Below are 17675 nucleotides of genomic sequence, written 5' to 3'. Positions count from 1 at the left end.
GGACTACCACTCGATGCCTTTCTGCCCCTTCTGCCCGGCGTCCATGGGATGGCGGACCTTACCCATCTCGGTCACCAGATCGGCCGTCTCCAGCAACCGTTCGGGCGCGTCCCTGCCGGTGATCACCACATGCTGGCTGCCCGGTCTGGTGGTGAGCGTCTCCAGTACGTCGTCCAGGTCGAGCCACCCCCACTTCAGCGGGTAAGTGAACTCGTCCAGCACGTAGAAGCGGTACGTCTCGGCGGCCAGATCGCGCTTGATCTGCGCCCAGCCCTCGCGCGCGTCGGCGGCGTGGTCCTCCTCCGTCCCGGGCCGCTGGATCCACGACCAGCCCTCGCCCATCTTGTGCCAGGTCACCGGACCGCCCTCGCCGGTGGCGCCGAGTACGGTGAGAGCCCGTTCCTCGCCGATGCGCCACTTGGCCGACTTCACGAACTGGAACACGCCGATCGGCCAGCCCTGGTTCCAGGCCCGCAACGCCATCCCGAAGGCCGCCGTCGACTTCCCTTTGCCGGGGCCGGTGTGCACCATGAGCAACGGCCTGGTGCGGCGTTGCCGCGTGGTGAGTCCGTCGTCCGGGACGACCTCGGGCCTGCCCTGCGGCATGTCAGACCGCCTTCCTGTAGTCACGTACGACCGAGCCGAGGTCGGACAGCGAGTCGAGCGAGATGGCCGGCGCCCGGAGCCGGCGCGCCAGCCTGACGGCCAGGCCGAGCCGGACCGGGCCGCTCTCGCAGTCGACGACCACGCTCGCCGTACCGCCGAGCAGGGCCGCGGCCCTGTCCACGTCTCCGCCCGAGGTGGCGCGGCCGTCGGTCACCACCACCAGCAGCGGGCGCCGCGCGGGGTCGCGCAACCGCTCGACCCGCAGCACCTCCGCCGCGCGTACCAGCCCGGCCGCCAGCGGGGTGCGGCCCCCGGTGGGCAGTGAGCGGAGCCTGGCGGCGCCCGCCTCGACCGACGAGGTCGGCGGCAGCGCCAGCTCGGCGGTGGCGCCCCTGAAAGTGACCAGGCCGATCTTGTCCCGCCGCTGGTAGGCGTCGAGCAGCAGGCTCAGGACGGCGGTCTTGACCGCGGTCATCCGCTTGCGGGCGGCCATCGAGCCGCTCGCGTCCACCACGAACAGCACGAGGTTGCCCTCCCTGCCCTCGCGCACGACCTCGCGCAGGTCGCCCTCGCGGAGCAGCAGGCCGGGTCCGGTGCGTCCGCGTTCTTTCTGGTACGGCGCCGCGGCCAGCATGGTCGCCGGCAGGTGGAGGTCGCGGACCCGTCCGGCGGGCGACCGCGAGCCGGTGGCGCGGCCGTGCGACGTCCGTGCCCGCGAGCGCCGCCCCGCCACGCCTTCGCCCAGTCCCGGCACCTTCAACAGCGGCACCCGGTACGGCTCCGCGACCACCGCCACCTGGCCGCCTCCGGGCGTCGCCGCTGAGGACGCCGGATCCTCGGACCCGTCCTGACCCGAGCCCCCGGACGCGCCCCGGCTGGGGCCTCCGGGTCGCTCCTCGGCCGAGCCCGCCGGGTCCTGGAGGTGCGCATCCGCCGGGCCGCCGGGCACGGCGTCTCCGGGCCCGCCGTCCGGGCGGCCAGGGCCGGAGGCCGCAGGATCGCCGGAGGCCGCGCGATCGTCGGCGCCACCGGCACCTCCAGGACTTCCGGCACCACCGGGATCGTCGGGACCCCCAAGATCGCCAGGGCCGTCGGCGCCTCCGGGATCGTCGGAGCCGTCGGGAGGGTCGTCTCCTCCCGTCCGGGCCAGCAGGTCCTCCAGCAGCGACTCGTCCAGACCAGGCGCGTCGAACGGGTCACGCCGCCGCCGGTGCGGCAGCGACAAACGGGCGGCGGCACGTACGTCCTCGGTCGTCACGACGTCTCTGCCCTGCCAGGCGGCGTGCGCGATGGCGGCGTTGGCCGTGACCAGGTCGGCGCGGAGGCCGTCCACCTCGAACGCGGCGCACACCGTGGCGATCTGCGTGAGCCGGACATCGGGCAGCCGCACCCCGGGCACCCTGGCCCTGGCCTGGGCGATCCGTTCGGCCAGGGCAGACTCCTCCGCCGTCCACCGGGCGGCGAAGGCGCCGGGATCGGCGTCGAAGGCCAGGCGCCGCCGTACCACCTCGGCCCGTTCGGCGGGGTCGCGGGACGCCTTCACCTCCACCGTCAGGCCGAAGCGGTCGAGGAGTTGCGGCCGTAGTTCGCCCTCCTCCGGGTTCATGGTGCCGACCAGGAGGAAGCGGGCCGCGTGCCGTACCGACACCGACTCGCGTTCGACGTAGCAGATCCCGAGGGCGGCCGCGTCCAGCAGCAGGTCCACCAGATGGTCGTGGAGCAGGTTCACCTCGTCCACGTAGAGCACGCCGCGGTGCGCGGCGGCCAGCAGGCCGGGCTCGAACGCCTTCACGCCCTCGGTCAGCGCCCGCTCCACGTCGAGCGAGCCGGCCAGGCGGTCCTCGGAGGCGCCGACGGGCAGCTCCACCAGCGAGGCGGGGCGGCGTAGCCACTGCTCGCCCGGCTCGTGCGGCCCGTCGGGGCACTCGTCGCCCGGTGCGGCGGGATCGCAGGCGAAGCGGCAGCCCGCCACGACGTCCACGGGCGGGAGCTGGGCGGCCAGCGCGCGGACGATGGTGGACTTGGCGGTGCCCTTCTCGCCGCGTACGAGCACGCCGCCCACGCGCGGCGAGACGGCGTTGAGCACCAGCGCCAGCTTCAGGTCCGCGAGCCCGACGACGGCGCTGAACGGGTAGGTGACGATCAAAGGGTGGCCTTCCGGTTGACATGCGCGACGCGCCAGCCGCCGCGTGTGCTGGACAGTTCGGTGGTGGACAACGGCGCCAGGTCGAAGCGGGTGGTGACCAGGGGGTTCAGCCCGAGCGCGTGGCCAAGGGCGGCCCTGATCACTCCCACGTCGCAGATCACGATGGCGGGGGACCGGCGTTCCGCGTCGAGCCAGGCCGCGACGCGGGCCGCCAGCGCGGCCAGGCTCTCCCCGCCGTGGGGCGTGGCGTGCGGGTCGGCGAGCCAGCTCGCCAGGGCGTCCGGCTCGGCCTCCGCGACCTTCGCGTACGGCAGGCCGCGCCAACTGCCGTGATCGGCCTCCGCGAGAGCCTGGACCACCGACGGCCGCAGTCCCATGGCGGCGGCGGTCTGATCGGCGGCCCTGGCCGGGGCCACCAGCGCGAGACCCGTCCAGGATCTGGCCCTGGCCAGGGCGGCGGCTCTGGCTAGGCTCGACGGGTCGGCGTTCTCGTCCATGGGGAAGCAGGCCGACCGCGTTCCCGGTGTGCCGGCCTGCCGTACGAACAGCACCTCTCTCAGCTCGGTGTGGGCACCGCGACGGGAACCGCGGCCGGGCGGCGGGCCGCTCGATCGCAGGCCCAGCCGAAGAGCACGCCGAACGCGGTCCAGAAGACCAGTTGCGTACCCAGCGACGCGAGCCTGAACTCCCACAGCAAGGTCGCGGGGAAGTTCGCGGGCACCTCGTTGACCGCGGGCAGCAGCGCCCAGGCGGCGATCACCGGCACCAGGAACGTCACCACCGTGACGAGCCAGCGTGCCCACGGCCCGCCCTGCGTCCGCCGCCCACTCGCCACCGCGATCGCGGTCGAGGCCAGCCCGACCCCGATCATGATCACGTAGAGCAGGGTGCGGCTGTTGATCGTCTCCGGATCGCCGACCGCTGGTGGGTTGGCGGGATATTTCAGGAATGGAAGGAGAATGATGGCCACGAAAGCGGTGGCCGCGGCGGCCAGCGCGAGCCCGCCCTCGGAGCGAGGGCCGACCCGCCCCCGCAACCCCGCGAACACCAGGGCGAACACTCCGCCCACGGCCAGCCCGTACAACCCGGTGGCCAGGAACAGCCCGGCTTTCTGGCCGGGTCTGCTGACCACCGCCTCCTCTCCATGATTGTGACCGGCCGCCTCGGCCGCGGGCGGCTGGGCGGCTTCCTCCAGGGCGATCGCGCTGTCCACACTCGGCTCGCCGAAGGCGAACGCGAAACCACCGGCGATCAGCCCGGCCAGCAGGCCCAGAAGCAGCCCCCTGACCAGCAGGGTGCGCACCACGCCGACCCCTAGTGGCACGGCACGCCGAGCAGGTGCCGCCCGTCGTGCATGAGTTCGTGGAGGTAGTTGCCGGTCTGTGAGATCGCTCCGTTGTCCATCAGGACCAGATAGGCCACCAACAGGAGCAGGGGTACGGCCAGCAGCCATGGGCGCAGGCGGGGGAAGGGAACGGACGTGGGAGTGGTCAGGCCACTCATAGTGCCTCCTCAGGGATGACGCGTCCCAACAAACGAGGTCACGGTGGCCAAGCGACCTGGCTCCCGGGATCTACGTCCCGGATACAGTGGCGCGTCCGCACCGGCTTCTCACCGGATTTCCCTTGGCCAATCGTGAAATCTACCGGAACGTATCCCTTCATCCCGTTCGCGTCAACACGCACACCATGAACGCGCAGCTCACAGAGCTCACACCGGCACGTCCACGCGGGCGACAAGCTTGAGTGCGGTCTTCCGCGACCGGGTCAGCCGTACGGCCAGCGCGGCGAGAGCCGGCACAGGCAGGACCAGGTACACCAGGCCGGCCAGCCCCTGGTCGGCCGCCACACTCGCCACGCCGCGCGGAGCCACCTGCGAGAACCACTCCTGGCCCAGCACCGGCCCGGCCAGCAGGAACAGGCCGACCACCACCTGTACCGCGACGACAGCCGCGAGCACCCACGCGCGATCCCGCCGCGTGATCGGCCGCGGCAGGGGATCGACCCCGGCCAGCAGCCAGCAGGACAGCAGCCCGGTGCCGAAGAACAGCACCTGGGTGAGCAGGTGGACCGCCTGGTTGGCGGTCGACCAGGCCAGCCAGCCGGTGCCGTACAGGACGACGACCGGCAGCACGTAAAGGGCCAGGGCGGCGATCGGATGAGTGAGCCGCGCGGCCAGGCGGCTGCGCAGGAGCGCCGAGGCGAGGTCGCCGTACTGCGATCCGGGGGTGATGGCCCGCGCGGTCAGGGTCAGCGGCGCCCCGAAGGCCAGCAGCAGCGGCCCGATGACGTTGAGCACCGTGTACTGCAGGGCGTGCGCCGACGGCATCGCCCGCGCGTAGCCGCTCACGCCGCCCACGAGCACCGCCGCCAGCACCGCCAGCCCGGCGAACCAGGCGAGCGTACGGCCCACCGGCCACGGGTCGCCGGTACGGGCCAGCCTGCGCACCCCGGCCAGATAACCGGCGGCCGGAAGCGCCAGGGCGAGCAGGACCAGCGGGTTGAGCCGGATCTCGGTGATCAGCGCGCCGATCGAGTAGGGCGCCAGGTCGTAGCCCAGCAGGTCGTTGTGGCCGCCGATGGCGGGTGGCGCGGAGCGCGACAGGCCGGCGGCCAGTCCCGTCGCCGCGGCCATCACCATCAACTCGCCGGCGGCCAGCCGGGTGAAGGTGCCTCGTGTCGTACGTTCGGCGATCGCGGCGATGGTGCGGCGGCGGTGGATCATCCCGAACACGCCCAAGGCCACCAGCGCCGTCACCTTGCCCAGGACGAGCAGACCGTACCGGGTCGTCCACAGTTGCGGCACCGAGTCCATCCGGACCCAGGCCCCGGCCACGCCGGACACCGTCACCGCGACGAAGCAGCACAGGGCCAGCGTGCTGAACCGGGCCACGACGCTCGCGAGCCGGTCCGAATTCCGGAAGTGGACCAGCACGGCCGCCAGCCCGCCGACCCAGACGGCCGCCGCGAGCAGATGCGTCATGAGCGCGGAGACCGCGATGTCGTGATCTCCGGCCGACGCGGCGTGGCCGACGTAGACCGGAGGAAGCAGGCCGAACCCGGCGGTCACCAGCAAGGCGACCCCCGTCCACCGGGGCAGGCCGGCCTCTTTCATCCGGGAGGAGGCGAGCACCACGACCGTGGCCGTGCACGTCACGACGAGCATGGCCTGCGTCTGGGGGAGGGTGGTGCCGAAGTTCAACAGGGTGAAGTCGCCGAGGACCTCGTTCGCCGGCATGCTGAGGATGTTCGACAGCGTCAGCAGGTAGGTCATCAGCGCGCAGACCGCCCAGGCCAGCGCCCACCAGCCGGCCGCGCGTACGCAGGCGTTCGCCTCCGGTGCGTCGCGGGGGGCGAGGACCACTCCGGCGACCAGTGCTCCCACCGTGGCGATGGAGCAAAGGTCCAGCGCCAGTCGCGTCACCGACAGTCCCCAGACGGTCAACGGGCCGGGAGTCGGCAGCCCCTTGATCGGCGGCGGCGGTCCGCCTCCGCCGATCCACAGGGCGACGGCCAGCGCCAGGAGGCCGACCGCGATGGCCAGGCCTCCGTACAAGAGAGCCCGACGCCCGGGTAACAGCACCGCGTCCTCCTTTGTCGGGAGCATCCCTCAGTTGGGCAAGCGTCCCCTATGGACGGGTACGTCCGCGCCCTTATCGAGGTTCGACCCAGATTTATCGCGCGACTCTGCCAACAAGCTCAGCATCATCAGCGGCGACCGCGGCTTTCGCGGCGGCGGCCGGGCCGGGAAGGTCGCCGCTGTAGGCGTAGACCACGGTGGCGGTGGCGATGGCGCCGGTGTTCAACGCGAGGGCCCGGTCGTTGATGTTGGCCACGGTGTCGCAGGCCTTGTGGTAGCACGCGTCATAGGGCTGGCCCGCCGTACCACCGAAGAGGGCCGCCTCCTCGGCCGTCTTGATGCCCTCGCCGCCGGTGAACAGGCCGCCGGACGGGATGCCCGCCTCGATGAACGGGCCGTAGTCGGAGCGGCCGTCGAAGTCGGTGCCGCTGTGGCTCTGCCTCAGCGTGTCGAAGTACTTCTCGAAGAGCTTCTCGATCTCGTCCGACCCGGGCGGGCCGGCCGGCGCGCCCGTGGCGTCCGAGTCGTCGCCGTCATAGATGTTGAAGACGTAGTTCGGTGAGGCGATCATGTCGTAGTTGAGGTACAGCTTGATCTTGTTCCGGGCGGCGGCGCTCAGGCTGTGCACGTAGAACGTCGAGCCGAGCAGGCCCAGCTCTTCGGCGCTCCACCAGGCGAAGCGGAGCTTGTTCCTGGTGGGGACCTTGCCGAGCGCCTCGGCGACGGCCAGGAGCGCGGCGCTGCCCGAGCCGTTGTCGTTGATGCCCGGTCCGGCCGGCACGGAGTCCAGATGCGCTCCGGACATGACGACCTTCTTCGACTCGCCCCACGTGGACTCGGCGAGCACGTTGTCGGTGGTGCGGAGTTCGCTGATCGTGTCGGTCCTGAGGTGGACCACCGTGCCCGCGGGGGACGACAGTTCCTCGCCGACCGCGAAGCTCGCGCCGACGACCGGGATGGAGACGGGTGTGCTGAGGTTGCCCTGCGGAGTCGCGGTCCGGCCCGGTTGACCCTCGTTGAAGATGATCGCGGCCACGGCGCCGGCCGCCTGGGCGTTCTGCGCCTTGACCAGGAAGGTGCAGGTGCCGCGCTGCAACAGCGCGATGTTGCCCGGTGTGAACCCGGCGAAGTCGGCGGCCTCGCAGCCGGAGGTGGAGGTGTTCGCTGTCGGGCCGGGCGGCAGGATCAGGTCGACATTCTGCAGGGTCGCGGTGACGTCACCGGCTCCGGTGTAGTTCATCGTGGCGAAGTCGCCGAGGGGGGAGCCGCCGGGCGGGGTCGGGGCGTACAGCTCGGGGTCGGGGGAGATCTGCTCCATCAGCGCGGTGGACTTCTCCTCGTAGTAGGGGAAGTCGAACGGCTGGATGGTCACCTTGTAGCCGGCCTTCTTGAGCCTGGCGGCCACGTAGTCGCGCGACGCGTCGTGGCCGCCGGTGCCCGCCGCGCGCGTGCCGTGGTTGGCCTCGGCGATGGCCTGCAACGCCCCCAGGTGCTGCTTGACCATCGGGACGGAGACGGAGTCGATCAGCTCCCGCTCGGAGGGGGCGGGGTCGGCGTGGGCGGCGACCGGGGCGAGGGTGAGTGCCGTGACCACGGCGAGGGCACGGTAGACACCGGTACGCATAGGGCTCCTCCAACTGGCATGGGTGTAGTGCGATCCGGACACCATCAGCCGGGAAGAACCTGGCGACCGCCAGGCAGATGATCACGTCATTCTAAGAGCCGACCATCTGAAAAACGGATATCTGCCTACTCAGGCATGTCTTTACCAACAACCAGGACGTCAATGACCGCGTGACGCGGGTGCCACGGTGACGTCCACGCCCTTGCGCCGCAGTCGCTCCACGTGCTCCGCCGGCGTCCGCCAGTCCACGATGACCTGGTCGAAGTCGGTCAGCGGGGCGAGCGCGTGCAGGGCCCGGCGGTCGAACTTCGTGTGGTCGACGATCAGCAGCCGGGTGGCCGCCGAGTCGAACATGGCACGCTTGGTGTCGACCGTCTCCTCGGTCTGGTGGAAGCAGATGTCGTCGGTGATGGCAGAGGTGGACATGATGACGATGTCGGCGCGCACCTGGCGGATCGCCGCGACGGTCATGTGCCCCATGAACGAGTTGGCCCAGGGATGGAAGCGGCCGCCGAGCGCGATGAGCGTGAGGTCCGGTTCGCCGGTGAGGTCCTCGATGACGGGCACGAAGTTCGTGATCACCGTCAGGGGCGCCTTGTCGCGGAGCAGCGGGACGAGGGTCAAGGTGGTGGTGGAGTCGTCGAGGATGACGGAGTGTCCCGGCTCGATCCACGCGCAGGCGGCTCGGGCGAGTGCCGCCTTCTCGGCCTGCTGACGGCCGCGCCGGAACAGGTCGCTGGCCTCGACGAGGCTGGACGGCAGGGCGGTGACCACGCCCCGGCTCTTGCGGACGATCCCCCGGGCGACGAGCGCGTCGAGGTCGCGGTGGGCGGTCATCAGGCTGATCCCGTGCTTCTCCACGAGTGCCTCGATGCGGACCGAGCCATCCGCCATCACGTCCGCGGCGATCGCGCGCTGGCGCGCTCGCTGCCGATCCAGGCGGCCCTCCGCGGGCAGTTCCTTCATCGCACCTCCTGCCGGATCGGGATATCCCGCCTCCGACTATCTCGTATCCAGCCGTCCCGCCGCACCGGCCCGAGCCCCGATGCGCACCAACTCCACGAACTCCGCGACGTCCCACGCGGCGCGGCCGACGAACAGGCCGTCGGTTCCGGGTACGCCGAGCAACGCCGCCGCGTTGAGCCGGTTGACGCTTCCCCCATAGAGAACGGCCGCGACCCCGCTGGGCGCCTCCCCATCGGGCCCGAAGCGGGCCGACAGCATCGCCATGACGGGGGCGATCTCGTGCGGCAGTGCCTCCCGGCCGAGGTCGCCGATCGCCCAGACGGGCTCATAGGCGACGACGACCCGGTGCCGGTCATGCGTGGCGATCCGGGAGAGCCCCCGGCTCACCTGCCCGGCGACCCAGTCGTTCTCCCCTCCGGCGGCGCGTACCCCGGCCGGTTCGCCGACGCACAGCAGTGGCGTGAGACCCGCCGTGACGGCGGCCTCGACCTTGAGCGCCACGGTCTCGTCGGTCTCGCCGAAGCACTCCCTGCGTTCGGAGTGGCCGATCTCGACGAGCGTCGCGCCCGCGTCGGCGATCATCCCCATCGACACCTCGCCGGTGTAGGCCCCGGCGGGTGCCCAATGCGCGTTCTGGGCGCCGATGAGGAGGGGGACGTCGGACGGCAGGCGCTCGCGTACGGCGGCGATGGCGGTGTGCGGCGGGATGACGAAGGCCCGGACCCCGTCGAGCGCGCTCCGGGCGGCGACGAGACCGTCGACGAACGCGCGTGCCTCGGCCAGCGTCTTGTTCATCTTCCAGCTGGTGCCGATCCACGTCATCGGTTCTCCTCGAGCTCGGCCCAGACGGCCGTCATCTTCTTCACGACGCGCTGGTGGCGCCGGTAGTTCTCCTCCTGCCGCGCCACACCGCCGGGAGTTGGCTCGCAGATCACGGGCTCCGTGCCGACCGCCGCGGCGGCCTGCGGCAGGTCGGCGTAGAGGCCGGCCGCGATGCCGGCGAGCATGGCCGAGCCGAGCGCGCCCGCCTCCCGCACGGTGCTCACGCCCACCGGCGCGGCCAAGGTGTCGGCGAACATCCGCACCCACCGCGCGCTGTTGGCGGCCCCGCCGGTGAGCCGGATGTCGGTGACGTCGAACCCGTCCCGCAGCGCGTCGACGTGGTGGCGGTGGTTGAAGACCACCCCTTCCATCACCGCGCGGAGCAGGTGGCCGCGCTCGTGCCACCCGCGCAGTCCGACGAAGGCCGCACTCGCGTCCACCGGGTAGGGGGAGCCGTAGAGGAAGGGGAGGTAGACCAGGTCGCTGGGGGTCGACTCGATCGCGCGGAGATCCTCCTCCACGAAGCCGAACGGCCGGCCGACGGCGCTTCCCGCCCGCATGTCGGTGGCGGCGAGCCGGGTGGCGAACCACTCGAGATTGGCCGCGCTCGACGGGGAGAGCGACATGTTCATCCACTGGCCCGGTACGACGAACGCGCGGGCGTTCCACCGCTCGTCCACCCGGGCCGCGTCGGAGATGACCTCGTTGATGCTGAAAGTGCCCGCGATCATCGCGAGCTGGCCGGGGAGCACCGTACCCATGCCGATGGCCCCGCAGTCGACGTCGTGCGCCCCCGAGGCGACCGGCGTGCCCGGGAGGAGGCCGCACCGCTCCGCCGCCGCGCCGGTGACCTCACCCGCGACCTCATGGGAGGGGATCACCTGCGGCAGCAGTCGGAACAGCTCCTCGACCCCGAAGACGCGCAGCGTCTCGCGGTCGTACTCCTGCGAGTACACGTTGGTGAAGGACAGGCTCGACTCCGTCGGGTCGGTGGAGAAGACGCCGGTGAGTCGCTGTTTGATGACGTCCTTGCCCGGCAGCGCGTAGGCCGTCCGGGCCATGACGTCCGGTTCGTTGCGCAGCAGCCAGGCGAGCACCGAGACCGGTGAGCCCGGCCAGGGCTTCTGCCCGCTGAGCGGGAGGACCGCGCCACAGTGGCCGGTGCGCTCCCAGTCCGCGACCAGGCCCGCCGCGCGGGTGTCGAGGGAGAGGATGCCCGGCCGGGTCGGCCTGCCTCGCTCGTCGACCAGGTAGATCCCGTCCCCGTGGGAGGTGACCGCGACGCCCGCGACCTCCGAGGGCCGGACGCCGGTCGTGTCGACGACCTCCCGGATGACCGAGCAGGTCACCTCCCACAGTTCGTCCTGGTCGCGCTCGACGTGGTGGGGGCGCGGGTAGCTGTGCGGCACCCGCTGCGCGGCCTGGCCGATCTCACGGCCGGTCTCGTCGAAGAGCACGGCCTTGGTGACGGTGGATCCGGCGTCGACGCCGAGGAGGCAGGGTCCCATCTAGACCACGGACCGCGGCTCGAGTTCGCGGAACCTCCGGAGGTAGGCCAGGTAGGTGGCCTTCTGCCGGGCGGTCTCCGCGTCGTCCCAGCCGAGTTCGGCGGCGCAGACGGTGGCCACCGCGTCCATGGCTCCCTGGCCGAGGTCGGGCTCCAGGCCGATCATGGTTCGGCGGGCGAGCACGTCGGCGAGGCTGACGGCCTCCTCTTCCCTGATCGTGAAGACGACCTCGCCGGCCCGCAGCCCGATCGAGGGGACGACGGTCTGGGAGAGGGCATCGGACGAGGCGATCAGGGCGGCGACCCGGCGGGCGCGGGCGCCGTACACGCGCGCCAGCCGGCGTGCCTCGGCGGCCGGGAGCTCACTCTCCCGCTCGAACGCGCGCCCGAACTCTTCTGATCCCTCGGGTGGGCTGCCGGGGAGGTCGAGCCCGCGGGTCCGCGACGCCGTCCTCCTGCTCAGACGGCCGCTCACCTCGTCCACGGCGTGCTCGGCGAGCGTACGGAAGGTGGTCAGCTTGCCGCCGACGATCGAGAGCAGCCCGTCGAGCCCCGGCCTGTGGTCGTGCAGGATGTGCTTGCGCGTGATGTCTCCGGGGTCGCCGCTCGCCGCGAAGGGAAGGGGCCTGACTCCTGTGTAGGTGTACAGGATGCTGTCCTCGCTCAGGTTCGCGGCGGGGAAGAGGCGGTTGGTCTCGGCGAGGATGTAGTCGATCTCCCCCCGGTCGGCCCCGACCGTGCCGGGGTCGCCCTCGAACCGCTCGTCCGTGCTCCCGATGAGGTATCTGCCGAGCCAGGGGATCACCATGAGGGGGCGGCCGTCGCTGAGCGCCTCGTAGTACATCGCGCAGCCGGGCGAGCCGGGGAACGGCTCCACGACAAGATGCGTGCCCTTGGTGCCGCCGATCAGCCGCTCGGGCGCGGGTAGCGAACCGGACAGGACGGAGTCGGCCCACGGCCCCGCCACGTTGACGGTGAAACGCGCCGCCACCTCGTGCACCGTGCCGGTGATCACGTCGCGAACCGACGCCCCGACCACGCGGCCGTGCTCGACCCGCAACCGGGTGGACGCGGCGTAGTTGAGCGTGGTGGCCCCGGCCGCCCGCGCGGCGAGCATGATCTCGACGGAGAGCCGCTCGGCGTACTCCACCTGCGCGTCGTAGTAGACCGCCGAGCCCTGGAGGCCGTCCCGTGACAGGCCGGGCAGCAGGGCCGTGGTCTTCCTGCGCCCGTAGGTGCGGTGGATCGGCAGCGACTTGTCGAAGGAGAGGGCGTCGTAGAGCACCATCCCCGCGCGCAACGCGAAGCGGTGGTGCGCGTTGTTCCGATAGAACGGAAGCGCGAACCGGAGCGGCGCGACGAGGTGTGGCGCGCGGCGCAGCAGCCACTCCCGGTCCCGCAGTGACTCGCGGACGAGTCCCACCTCGAGCTTGTCCAGGTATTTGAGCCCGCCGTGGATCATGCGCGACGACCACGACGACGTGCCGCTTCCCCAGTCTCCCTTGTCGATCACCAGCACCGACAGGCCGCGCTCGGCCGCGTCCCACGCTATGCCCAGCCCGTTCACACCGCCACCGATGACGAGCAGGTCGAACTCGTGCTGAAGGCGCTGGAGGGAGCGGTGTCGGGAGCTGCTCATCACATTCCTGAGGGATCATCTCATGTCTGTATGAGATACGCGGCGTTATTTCTAACATGAAATCGCGAGGACACTATCGCGAGCCGCGTGATAAATCTAGCATGATGTGACCTGAGTCACAGTTTCTAGAGATCCGTTGGCGTACATAACAAAAAAATCTTGATAGATAACGTTATGTTCTGTTACGTTCCCATGAACGCGTGACAGGCACCCCGCATCTCGCCCCCCGTGTCGCCTCTCACCTGTGCGTTCCCGGAAAGGAGTCCCCGAGTCCGATGAGCACCGCAGCCGCCGCCCGCCCGCCTCGCCTGCTCGCGCGCCTCGTCTGGCCTGTCGTGATCGTGGCCGTCCTGGTCGCCATGGCCATGGACACCAGGTTCCTGTCCGGGAAAGAGGTCACCGCGCTCAACCCCGCGGAGTTCAACGCCAAGGACTTCGCCGCCGCCCAGTACCCCAAGATCGTGAGCGCCGTTGAGGCGAAGGCCGTGGACCTCAAGGAGGTCGCCACCGCGGTCGCCGCCGACCCCGAGGCCGCCGGCAAGAAGTACGGCAACATCGCGGGCACCGACAAGTACGCGATCCCGGTGCGCTTCACCGGCAAGATCACCGAAGCCGAAGCGGGTCTTCTCACCGTCGACGTGGCGGGGCTGCCCAAAGGCAGCGTGGTCCGCGTCGCGGTGGGCCAGGCCGCCAATGGCACGGCCCTGCGCGACGTCCCCGGCACCCTCAAGTTCAAGGACTTCCAGAACCAGACCGACTATCAGCAGGTCGCCAACGAGCTGAAGACCAGGATGCTCGCGGACGTCGCCGGCAAGGTCGACGTCGCCGCGGCGCGGGGCGCGAAGGCGTCGGTGGTCGCCGTCTACGTCACCAACACCGGCCCGGAGGGCAGTTACCTCGTCACTCCGGTCAAGATCGAGGTGGCGGGCTGATGTTCCGCGAAGCCGCGAGCCCCGACCGGTCCGACGTCGTCCTGCGGGCAGTGGACATCACCAAGCACTACGGCGCGACGCAGGCCCTCAAGGGGGTCAACTTCGAGGTGCACCGGGGCAAGGTCACCGTCCTGTTCGGCGAGAACGGGGCTGGCAAGTCGACGCTGATGAAGATCATCGCCGGCGTCGAATCCCCGACCTCGGGACACCTCGAACTCGATGGGAAGCGGATCGAGCTGAGCTCGCCCAACCAGGCGGTCGAGCAGGGCATCTCGATCATCCATCAGGAGCTCAACCTCTGCCCGAACATGAGCGTGCGCGACAACATCTTCATCGGCCGGGAGCACAGGGGCCTGTTCGGCACGGTGGACTACCGCGGTGAGCGCAAGGTCGTGCAGCGGCTCATGGAGCGGCTCGAGGAGGACATCGACCCCAACACCCTCGTCGCCGACCTCCGCATCGGGCAGCAGCAGATCGTCGAGATCGCCCGCGCCCTGGCGCTCGACGCCCGCATCCTGATCATGGACGAGCCCACCTCCGCGCTCAGCGCCCCGGAGGCCGAGGTCCTCTTCAAGGTCATTAAGGACCTCACCGGCAACGGGGTCGCGATCGTCTACATCTCCCACCACCTGGAGGAGGCGATCGAGATCTCCGATCACGCGGTCGTGTTCCGCGACGGCGAGCTGGTGGCCACCGAGGACGCGGCCAATATCGACCTGTCCTGGGTGGTCGGCAAGATGGTCGGGCGAGCCGCCGAGTACGACTTCCGCGACGCGGAGCGGGACCGCGGTGACGTCGCGCTGAGCATCCGCAACCTCAAGGTCGTCGACGCCACCGGGGAGGGCCGCCTCGCCGTCAACGACGTCTCGCTGGACGTCAGGTACGGCGAGATCGTCTGCCTGTACGGGCTCATGGGCGCCGGCCGGACCGAGCTGGTCGAGGCTCTGGCCGGCCGTGGGGGGATCGCCTCCGGCCGGGTGGAGCTCGGTGGCCGGGACCTCTCCGGCACGTCCATCGCGGAGCGGATCGACCTCGGTATCGGCCTCGTCCCCGAGGACCGGCAGCGTGACGGGCTGGTCCAGTCGATGTCCGTCGGCCAGAACCTGTCCCTGTCGAGCCTGCTGGAGATGACACGATCCTTCGTCGTCTCCAGCTTCATCTCCCGTGGACGCGAGGCCGCCCGGATCCGGGACGGGATCTCCGAGGTCCGGGTGAAGACCGCCGGTCCCGCCGCGCCGATCACGTCGCTGAGCGGTGGGAACCAGCAGAAGGTGGTGATCGGCAAGATGCTGCTCACCGGCCCGAAGGTGCTCCTTCTCGACGAGCCGACCCGCGGCATCGACGTCGGCGCCAAGGGCGAGATCTTCTCCCTGCTCTTCCGCGAGGCGCGCAAGGGCCTCGCGGTCCTCTACGTGACCAGTGAGATCGGCGAGGCGATCACCGCGTCGCATCGCATCGTCGTGATGTCCAAGGGCCGCGTCGTCCGGGAGTTCGACCCGCGCACAGCCTCACGTGAAGAGATCATGGCCGCCTCCGGAGAATCCGAGGTCGGCATCCAGCCGATGGGAACCGCCAGTGAGTGAGTTGAGCCAGGCCGCCGTGAACGCGACGGCGCCGCGCGCCCTCCGCAAGATCAACACCAGGGCCCTGATGATCGAGGGGCGGGCGCTGCTCGCGCTGCTCCTCATCGTGGTCGTCTTCTCACTGCTGTCGCCCAACTTCCTCAGCGCCGACAACCTCATCGTCATGACCCGGCACGTCGCGATGAACGCGATCCTGGCGATCGGGATGCTCCTGGTGATCCTCAACGGCGGCATCGACCTGTCGGTCGGCTCGATCGTCGGCCTGTCCGGCGTCATCGCCGGCATGCTGCTCGAAGGACTCAAGCTCAACAGCCTCGACCTCTTCGTCTACCCCGCCGTCTGGGTCGTGATCGTCGTCTCCCTCGGCGTCGGGACCCTCGCCGGGTGGGTCAACGGGCTGGTGGTGACCAGGCTCAAGGTCGCGCCGTTCATCGCGACGCTCGGCATGCTGTACGTCGCCCGCGGCGTCGCGCTCCTGATCACGAACGGCACCCCGTTCTCCAAGCTCGGCGGGCAGGCGGGCCTGGGTAACACCGGCTTCCTCACCTTCCTCAAGAGCTCGCCTCTCGGACTGCCCATGCCGGTCTGGGCGATGATCCTGTTCGCCGCGGTGTTCGCGGTGGTGCTCAGCAAGAGCCCGTTCGGCCGCTGGCTCTACGCGACCGGCGGGAACGAGCGCGCGGCCGAGCTGTCCGGCGTCCCGGTCAAAAAGGTGAAGACCCGCATCTACCTCCTGTCCGGGCTGTGCGCGGCGGCCGTCGGCCTGCTCCTGACGGCCGATCTGTCCTCGGCCACCCCGGCGGCAGGCGAGTTCTTCGAGCTCAACGCCATCGCCGCCGTGGTGATCGGCGGCGCCGCGCTCTCGGGCGGCCGCGGCACGATCCGCGGGACCCTCATCGGCGCCTTCGTCATCGGCTTCCTCGTGGACGGCCTCGTCCTCGTCGGGGTCTCCCAGTTCTGGCAGCAGATCATCAAGGGCGCCGTGATCATCATCGCGGTCGCGCTGGACCAGCTCCAGCAGACCCTCCAGAAGCGCCGGTCCGCCAAGGCCGCGCTGTCACCCCCCAAGCCGTCGGAGCGCATGACCGCCCCGGTGTGACCCGACGTACCCCGGACGGCCCGCTGCGCGCCGTCTGCACTACCAGTGTTCGCGAAAGGCTCCACATGTTCCGAAAGATCGCCGCCATGGCAGCGACGGGTGTGATGGCACTCGGCCTCGCCGCCTGCGGCTCCTCAGGCTCCGATTCCGCCTCGAGCTCCGCCAAGAGCGCCGCACCCGCCTCGGCCGCCGCAGCCCAGGGCGGCACCATCGCCGTCATCACGGTGGACCTGGCCAACTCCTACTGGCAGGCGGAGGCGAACACCGCCAAGGCCGAGATCGAGAAGGCCGGCTTCCAGGCCACGGTCAACGCCCACGGGGCCGATCCCGACAAGCAGAACCAGCTGATCGACACCGCCATCAGCAACAAGGTCAAGGCCATCATCCTCGACCCGGCCGGTGCCGACGAGTCCGTGGCCGCCGTCCAGAAGGCGACCGACGCCGGCATCCCGGTGCTGCTGGTGAACGCCGAGATCTCCAAGCAGGGGATCGCCAAGTCGCAGATCATCTCCAACAACGCCCAGGGCGCCACGATCGGAGCCGAGGCCTGGGTGAAGGCGATGGACGGCAAGGGCAAGTACGTCGAGCTGTTCGGCAACCCGACCGACAACAACGCCAAGGTGCGCTCCGACGGTTACGCGGCCGTCATCTCCGCCTACCCCGACCTCAAGAAGGTCGGCCAGGAGACCGCGAACTGGGACCGCGCCCAGGGCAAGGACAAGATGGAGGGCCTCCTGGCCGCCCACCCGGACATCACCGGCGTCATCGCCGGCAACGACGAGATGGCCCTCGGCGCGATCGAGGCCCTCACCGACGCCAAGAAGATCAACAAGGTGAAGGTGCTCGGCTTCGACGGGAACGCCGACGCGGTCGAGGCGGTGCGCTCCGGGACCATGGTGGCCACGGTGCTCCAGCCCATCGTCCAGGGGACGACGAACGCCGTCGCCCAGGCCGTCGAGTACCTCAAGAGCGGCAAGACCGGCGTCGCCGACGAGAAGCAGAGCATCGACTGCGTGCTCATCACCAAGGACAACGTCGACAAGTACCAGGCGCCGTTCGTCATGGACAAGTGAGCGGGGGTAATCCCGGCCGGGGAGCGGGCACCCGCTCCCCGGGCGTATGACGAGCCTGGAACCCAGCATCCCTACCATCTGCCAGAAAGGGCCCGATAG

General features: G+C 70.4%; 15 protein-coding genes and 1 riboswitch. Of the genes, 4 read left to right on the top strand and 11 right to left on the bottom strand.

Annotation, left to right across the window (positions count from 1 at the left end):
* Positions 1 to 3: 3 nt before the first annotated feature.
* The 11 genes from cobO to ACGFNP_RS36615 all read right to left on the bottom strand — a co-directional run bounded on the left by cobO (position 4) and on the right by ACGFNP_RS36615 (position 12889).
* Entirely contained in the window at positions 4 to 606 is a 603-nt protein-coding gene (gene cobO, locus ACGFNP_RS36665; RefSeq protein ID WP_393326601.1) for a cob(I)yrinic acid a,c-diamide adenosyltransferase, read from the bottom strand.
* Between the two features lies 1 nt (position 607).
* The gene (locus ACGFNP_RS36660; RefSeq protein WP_393326599.1) at positions 608 to 2752 is read right to left on the bottom strand and encodes a magnesium chelatase subunit D family protein; all 2145 of its coding nucleotides are present in this window, start codon (positions 2750 to 2752) and stop codon (positions 608 to 610) included.
* Positions 2749 to 3303 carry a histidine phosphatase family protein gene (locus tag ACGFNP_RS36655; RefSeq protein WP_393326596.1) on the bottom strand — a complete coding sequence of 185 codons (555 nt, stop codon included), beginning with the start codon at positions 3301 to 3303 and terminating at the stop codon, positions 2749 to 2751. Before ACGFNP_RS36655 ends, ACGFNP_RS36660 begins: the two co-directional genes overlap by 4 nt.
* A gap of 5 nt (positions 3304 to 3308) precedes the next feature.
* A complete protein-coding gene (locus ACGFNP_RS36650) occupies positions 3309 to 4058 on the bottom strand; it encodes a CbtA family protein (protein WP_393326593.1) in 750 nt (249 codons plus the stop codon).
* 8 nt (positions 4059 to 4066) lie between these two features.
* Positions 4067 to 4255 carry a CbtB domain-containing protein gene (locus ACGFNP_RS36645; protein WP_214640246.1) on the bottom strand — a complete coding sequence of 63 codons (189 nt, stop codon included), beginning with the start codon at positions 4253 to 4255 and terminating at the stop codon, positions 4067 to 4069.
* Positions 4256 to 4404, bottom strand: a riboswitch (adenosylcobalamin (AdoCbl) riboswitch). It lies immediately after the preceding gene.
* A gap of 58 nt (positions 4405 to 4462) precedes the next feature.
* On the bottom strand, positions 4463 to 6334 hold the full coding sequence (locus tag ACGFNP_RS36640) for a cytochrome c oxidase assembly protein (protein ID WP_393326591.1): 1872 nt from the start codon (positions 6332 to 6334) through the stop codon (positions 4463 to 4465).
* Between the two features lie 91 nt (positions 6335 to 6425).
* A complete protein-coding gene (locus ACGFNP_RS36635) occupies positions 6426 to 7955 on the bottom strand; it encodes a M28 family peptidase (RefSeq protein ID WP_393326588.1) in 1530 nt (509 codons plus the stop codon).
* Positions 7956 to 8114: 159 nt separating this feature from the next.
* Positions 8115 to 8921 (bottom strand): DeoR/GlpR family DNA-binding transcription regulator, encoded by an 807-nt coding sequence (locus ACGFNP_RS36630; RefSeq protein ID WP_358317993.1) that lies wholly within the window; start codon positions 8919 to 8921, stop codon positions 8115 to 8117.
* A gap of 36 nt (positions 8922 to 8957) precedes the next feature.
* A complete protein-coding gene (locus ACGFNP_RS36625) occupies positions 8958 to 9743 on the bottom strand; it encodes a triose-phosphate isomerase (protein WP_358317994.1) in 786 nt (261 codons plus the stop codon).
* Entirely contained in the window at positions 9740 to 11251 is a 1512-nt protein-coding gene (locus ACGFNP_RS36620) for an FGGY-family carbohydrate kinase (protein ID WP_393326584.1), read from the bottom strand. Before ACGFNP_RS36620 ends, ACGFNP_RS36625 begins: the two co-directional genes overlap by 4 nt.
* A complete protein-coding gene (locus tag ACGFNP_RS36615; RefSeq protein ID WP_393326582.1) occupies positions 11252 to 12889 on the bottom strand; it encodes an FAD-dependent oxidoreductase in 1638 nt (545 codons plus the stop codon).
* A 275-nt stretch (positions 12890 to 13164) separates the two neighbouring features.
* On the opposite strand from ACGFNP_RS36615, the gene ACGFNP_RS36610 reads away from it, so the two are divergent.
* From ACGFNP_RS36610 to ACGFNP_RS36595, 4 genes are all read left to right on the top strand, one after another.
* Positions 13165 to 13821: a DUF2291 family protein gene (locus ACGFNP_RS36610; protein ID WP_358016476.1), complete on the top strand. Its 657-nt coding sequence runs from the start codon at positions 13165 to 13167 to the stop codon at positions 13819 to 13821.
* Positions 13821 to 15404: a sugar ABC transporter ATP-binding protein gene (locus ACGFNP_RS36605; protein ID WP_358317998.1), complete on the top strand. Its 1584-nt coding sequence runs from the start codon at positions 13821 to 13823 to the stop codon at positions 15402 to 15404. Before ACGFNP_RS36610 ends, ACGFNP_RS36605 begins: the two co-directional genes overlap by 1 nt.
* Entirely contained in the window at positions 15397 to 16503 is a 1107-nt protein-coding gene (locus ACGFNP_RS36600; RefSeq protein ID WP_358317999.1) for an ABC transporter permease, read from the top strand. The genes ACGFNP_RS36605 and ACGFNP_RS36600 overlap by 8 nt, the downstream gene beginning before the upstream one ends.
* An 86-nt stretch (positions 16504 to 16589) precedes the next feature.
* Positions 16590 to 17576 (top strand): D-ribose ABC transporter substrate-binding protein, encoded by a 987-nt coding sequence (locus ACGFNP_RS36595; protein WP_393326579.1) that lies wholly within the window; start codon positions 16590 to 16592, stop codon positions 17574 to 17576.
* The last annotated feature ends 99 nt before the right edge of the window (positions 17577 to 17675 follow it).

The organism is Nonomuraea sp. NPDC049269 (assembly GCF_043197155.1).
Taxonomy (GTDB): Bacteria; Actinomycetota; Actinomycetes; order Streptosporangiales; family Streptosporangiaceae; genus Nonomuraea.
The sequence above is the reverse complement of the archived record's forward strand: the minus strand, read 5'-3'. Positions and strand labels throughout refer to the sequence as shown.

Excerpts from the sequence above, each read along its gene's own strand:
- cobO (WP_393326601.1), bottom strand. The coding sequence starts at position 606 with ATGCCGCAGGGCAGGCCCGAGGTCGTCCCGGACGACGGACTCACCACG.
- ACGFNP_RS36645 (WP_214640246.1), bottom strand. The coding sequence starts at position 4,255 with ATGAGTGGCCTGACCACTCCCACGTCCGTTCCCTTCCCCCGCCTGCGC.
- ACGFNP_RS36635 (WP_393326588.1), bottom strand. The coding sequence starts at position 7,955 with ATGCGTACCGGTGTCTACCGTGCCCTCGCCGTGGTCACGGCACTCACC.
- ACGFNP_RS36630 (WP_358317993.1), bottom strand. The coding sequence starts at position 8,921 with ATGAAGGAACTGCCCGCGGAGGGCCGCCTGGATCGGCAGCGAGCGCGC.
- ACGFNP_RS36625 (WP_358317994.1), bottom strand. The coding sequence starts at position 9,743 with ATGACGTGGATCGGCACCAGCTGGAAGATGAACAAGACGCTGGCCGAG.
- ACGFNP_RS36620 (WP_393326584.1), bottom strand. The coding sequence starts at position 11,251 with ATGGGACCCTGCCTCCTCGGCGTCGACGCCGGATCCACCGTCACCAAG.
- ACGFNP_RS36615 (WP_393326582.1), bottom strand. The coding sequence starts at position 12,889 with ATGAGCAGCTCCCGACACCGCTCCCTCCAGCGCCTTCAGCACGAGTTC.
- ACGFNP_RS36610 (WP_358016476.1), top strand. The coding sequence starts at position 13,165 with ATGAGCACCGCAGCCGCCGCCCGCCCGCCTCGCCTGCTCGCGCGCCTC.
- ACGFNP_RS36605 (WP_358317998.1), top strand. The coding sequence starts at position 13,821 with ATGTTCCGCGAAGCCGCGAGCCCCGACCGGTCCGACGTCGTCCTGCGG.
- ACGFNP_RS36595 (WP_393326579.1), top strand. The coding sequence starts at position 16,590 with ATGGCAGCGACGGGTGTGATGGCACTCGGCCTCGCCGCCTGCGGCTCC.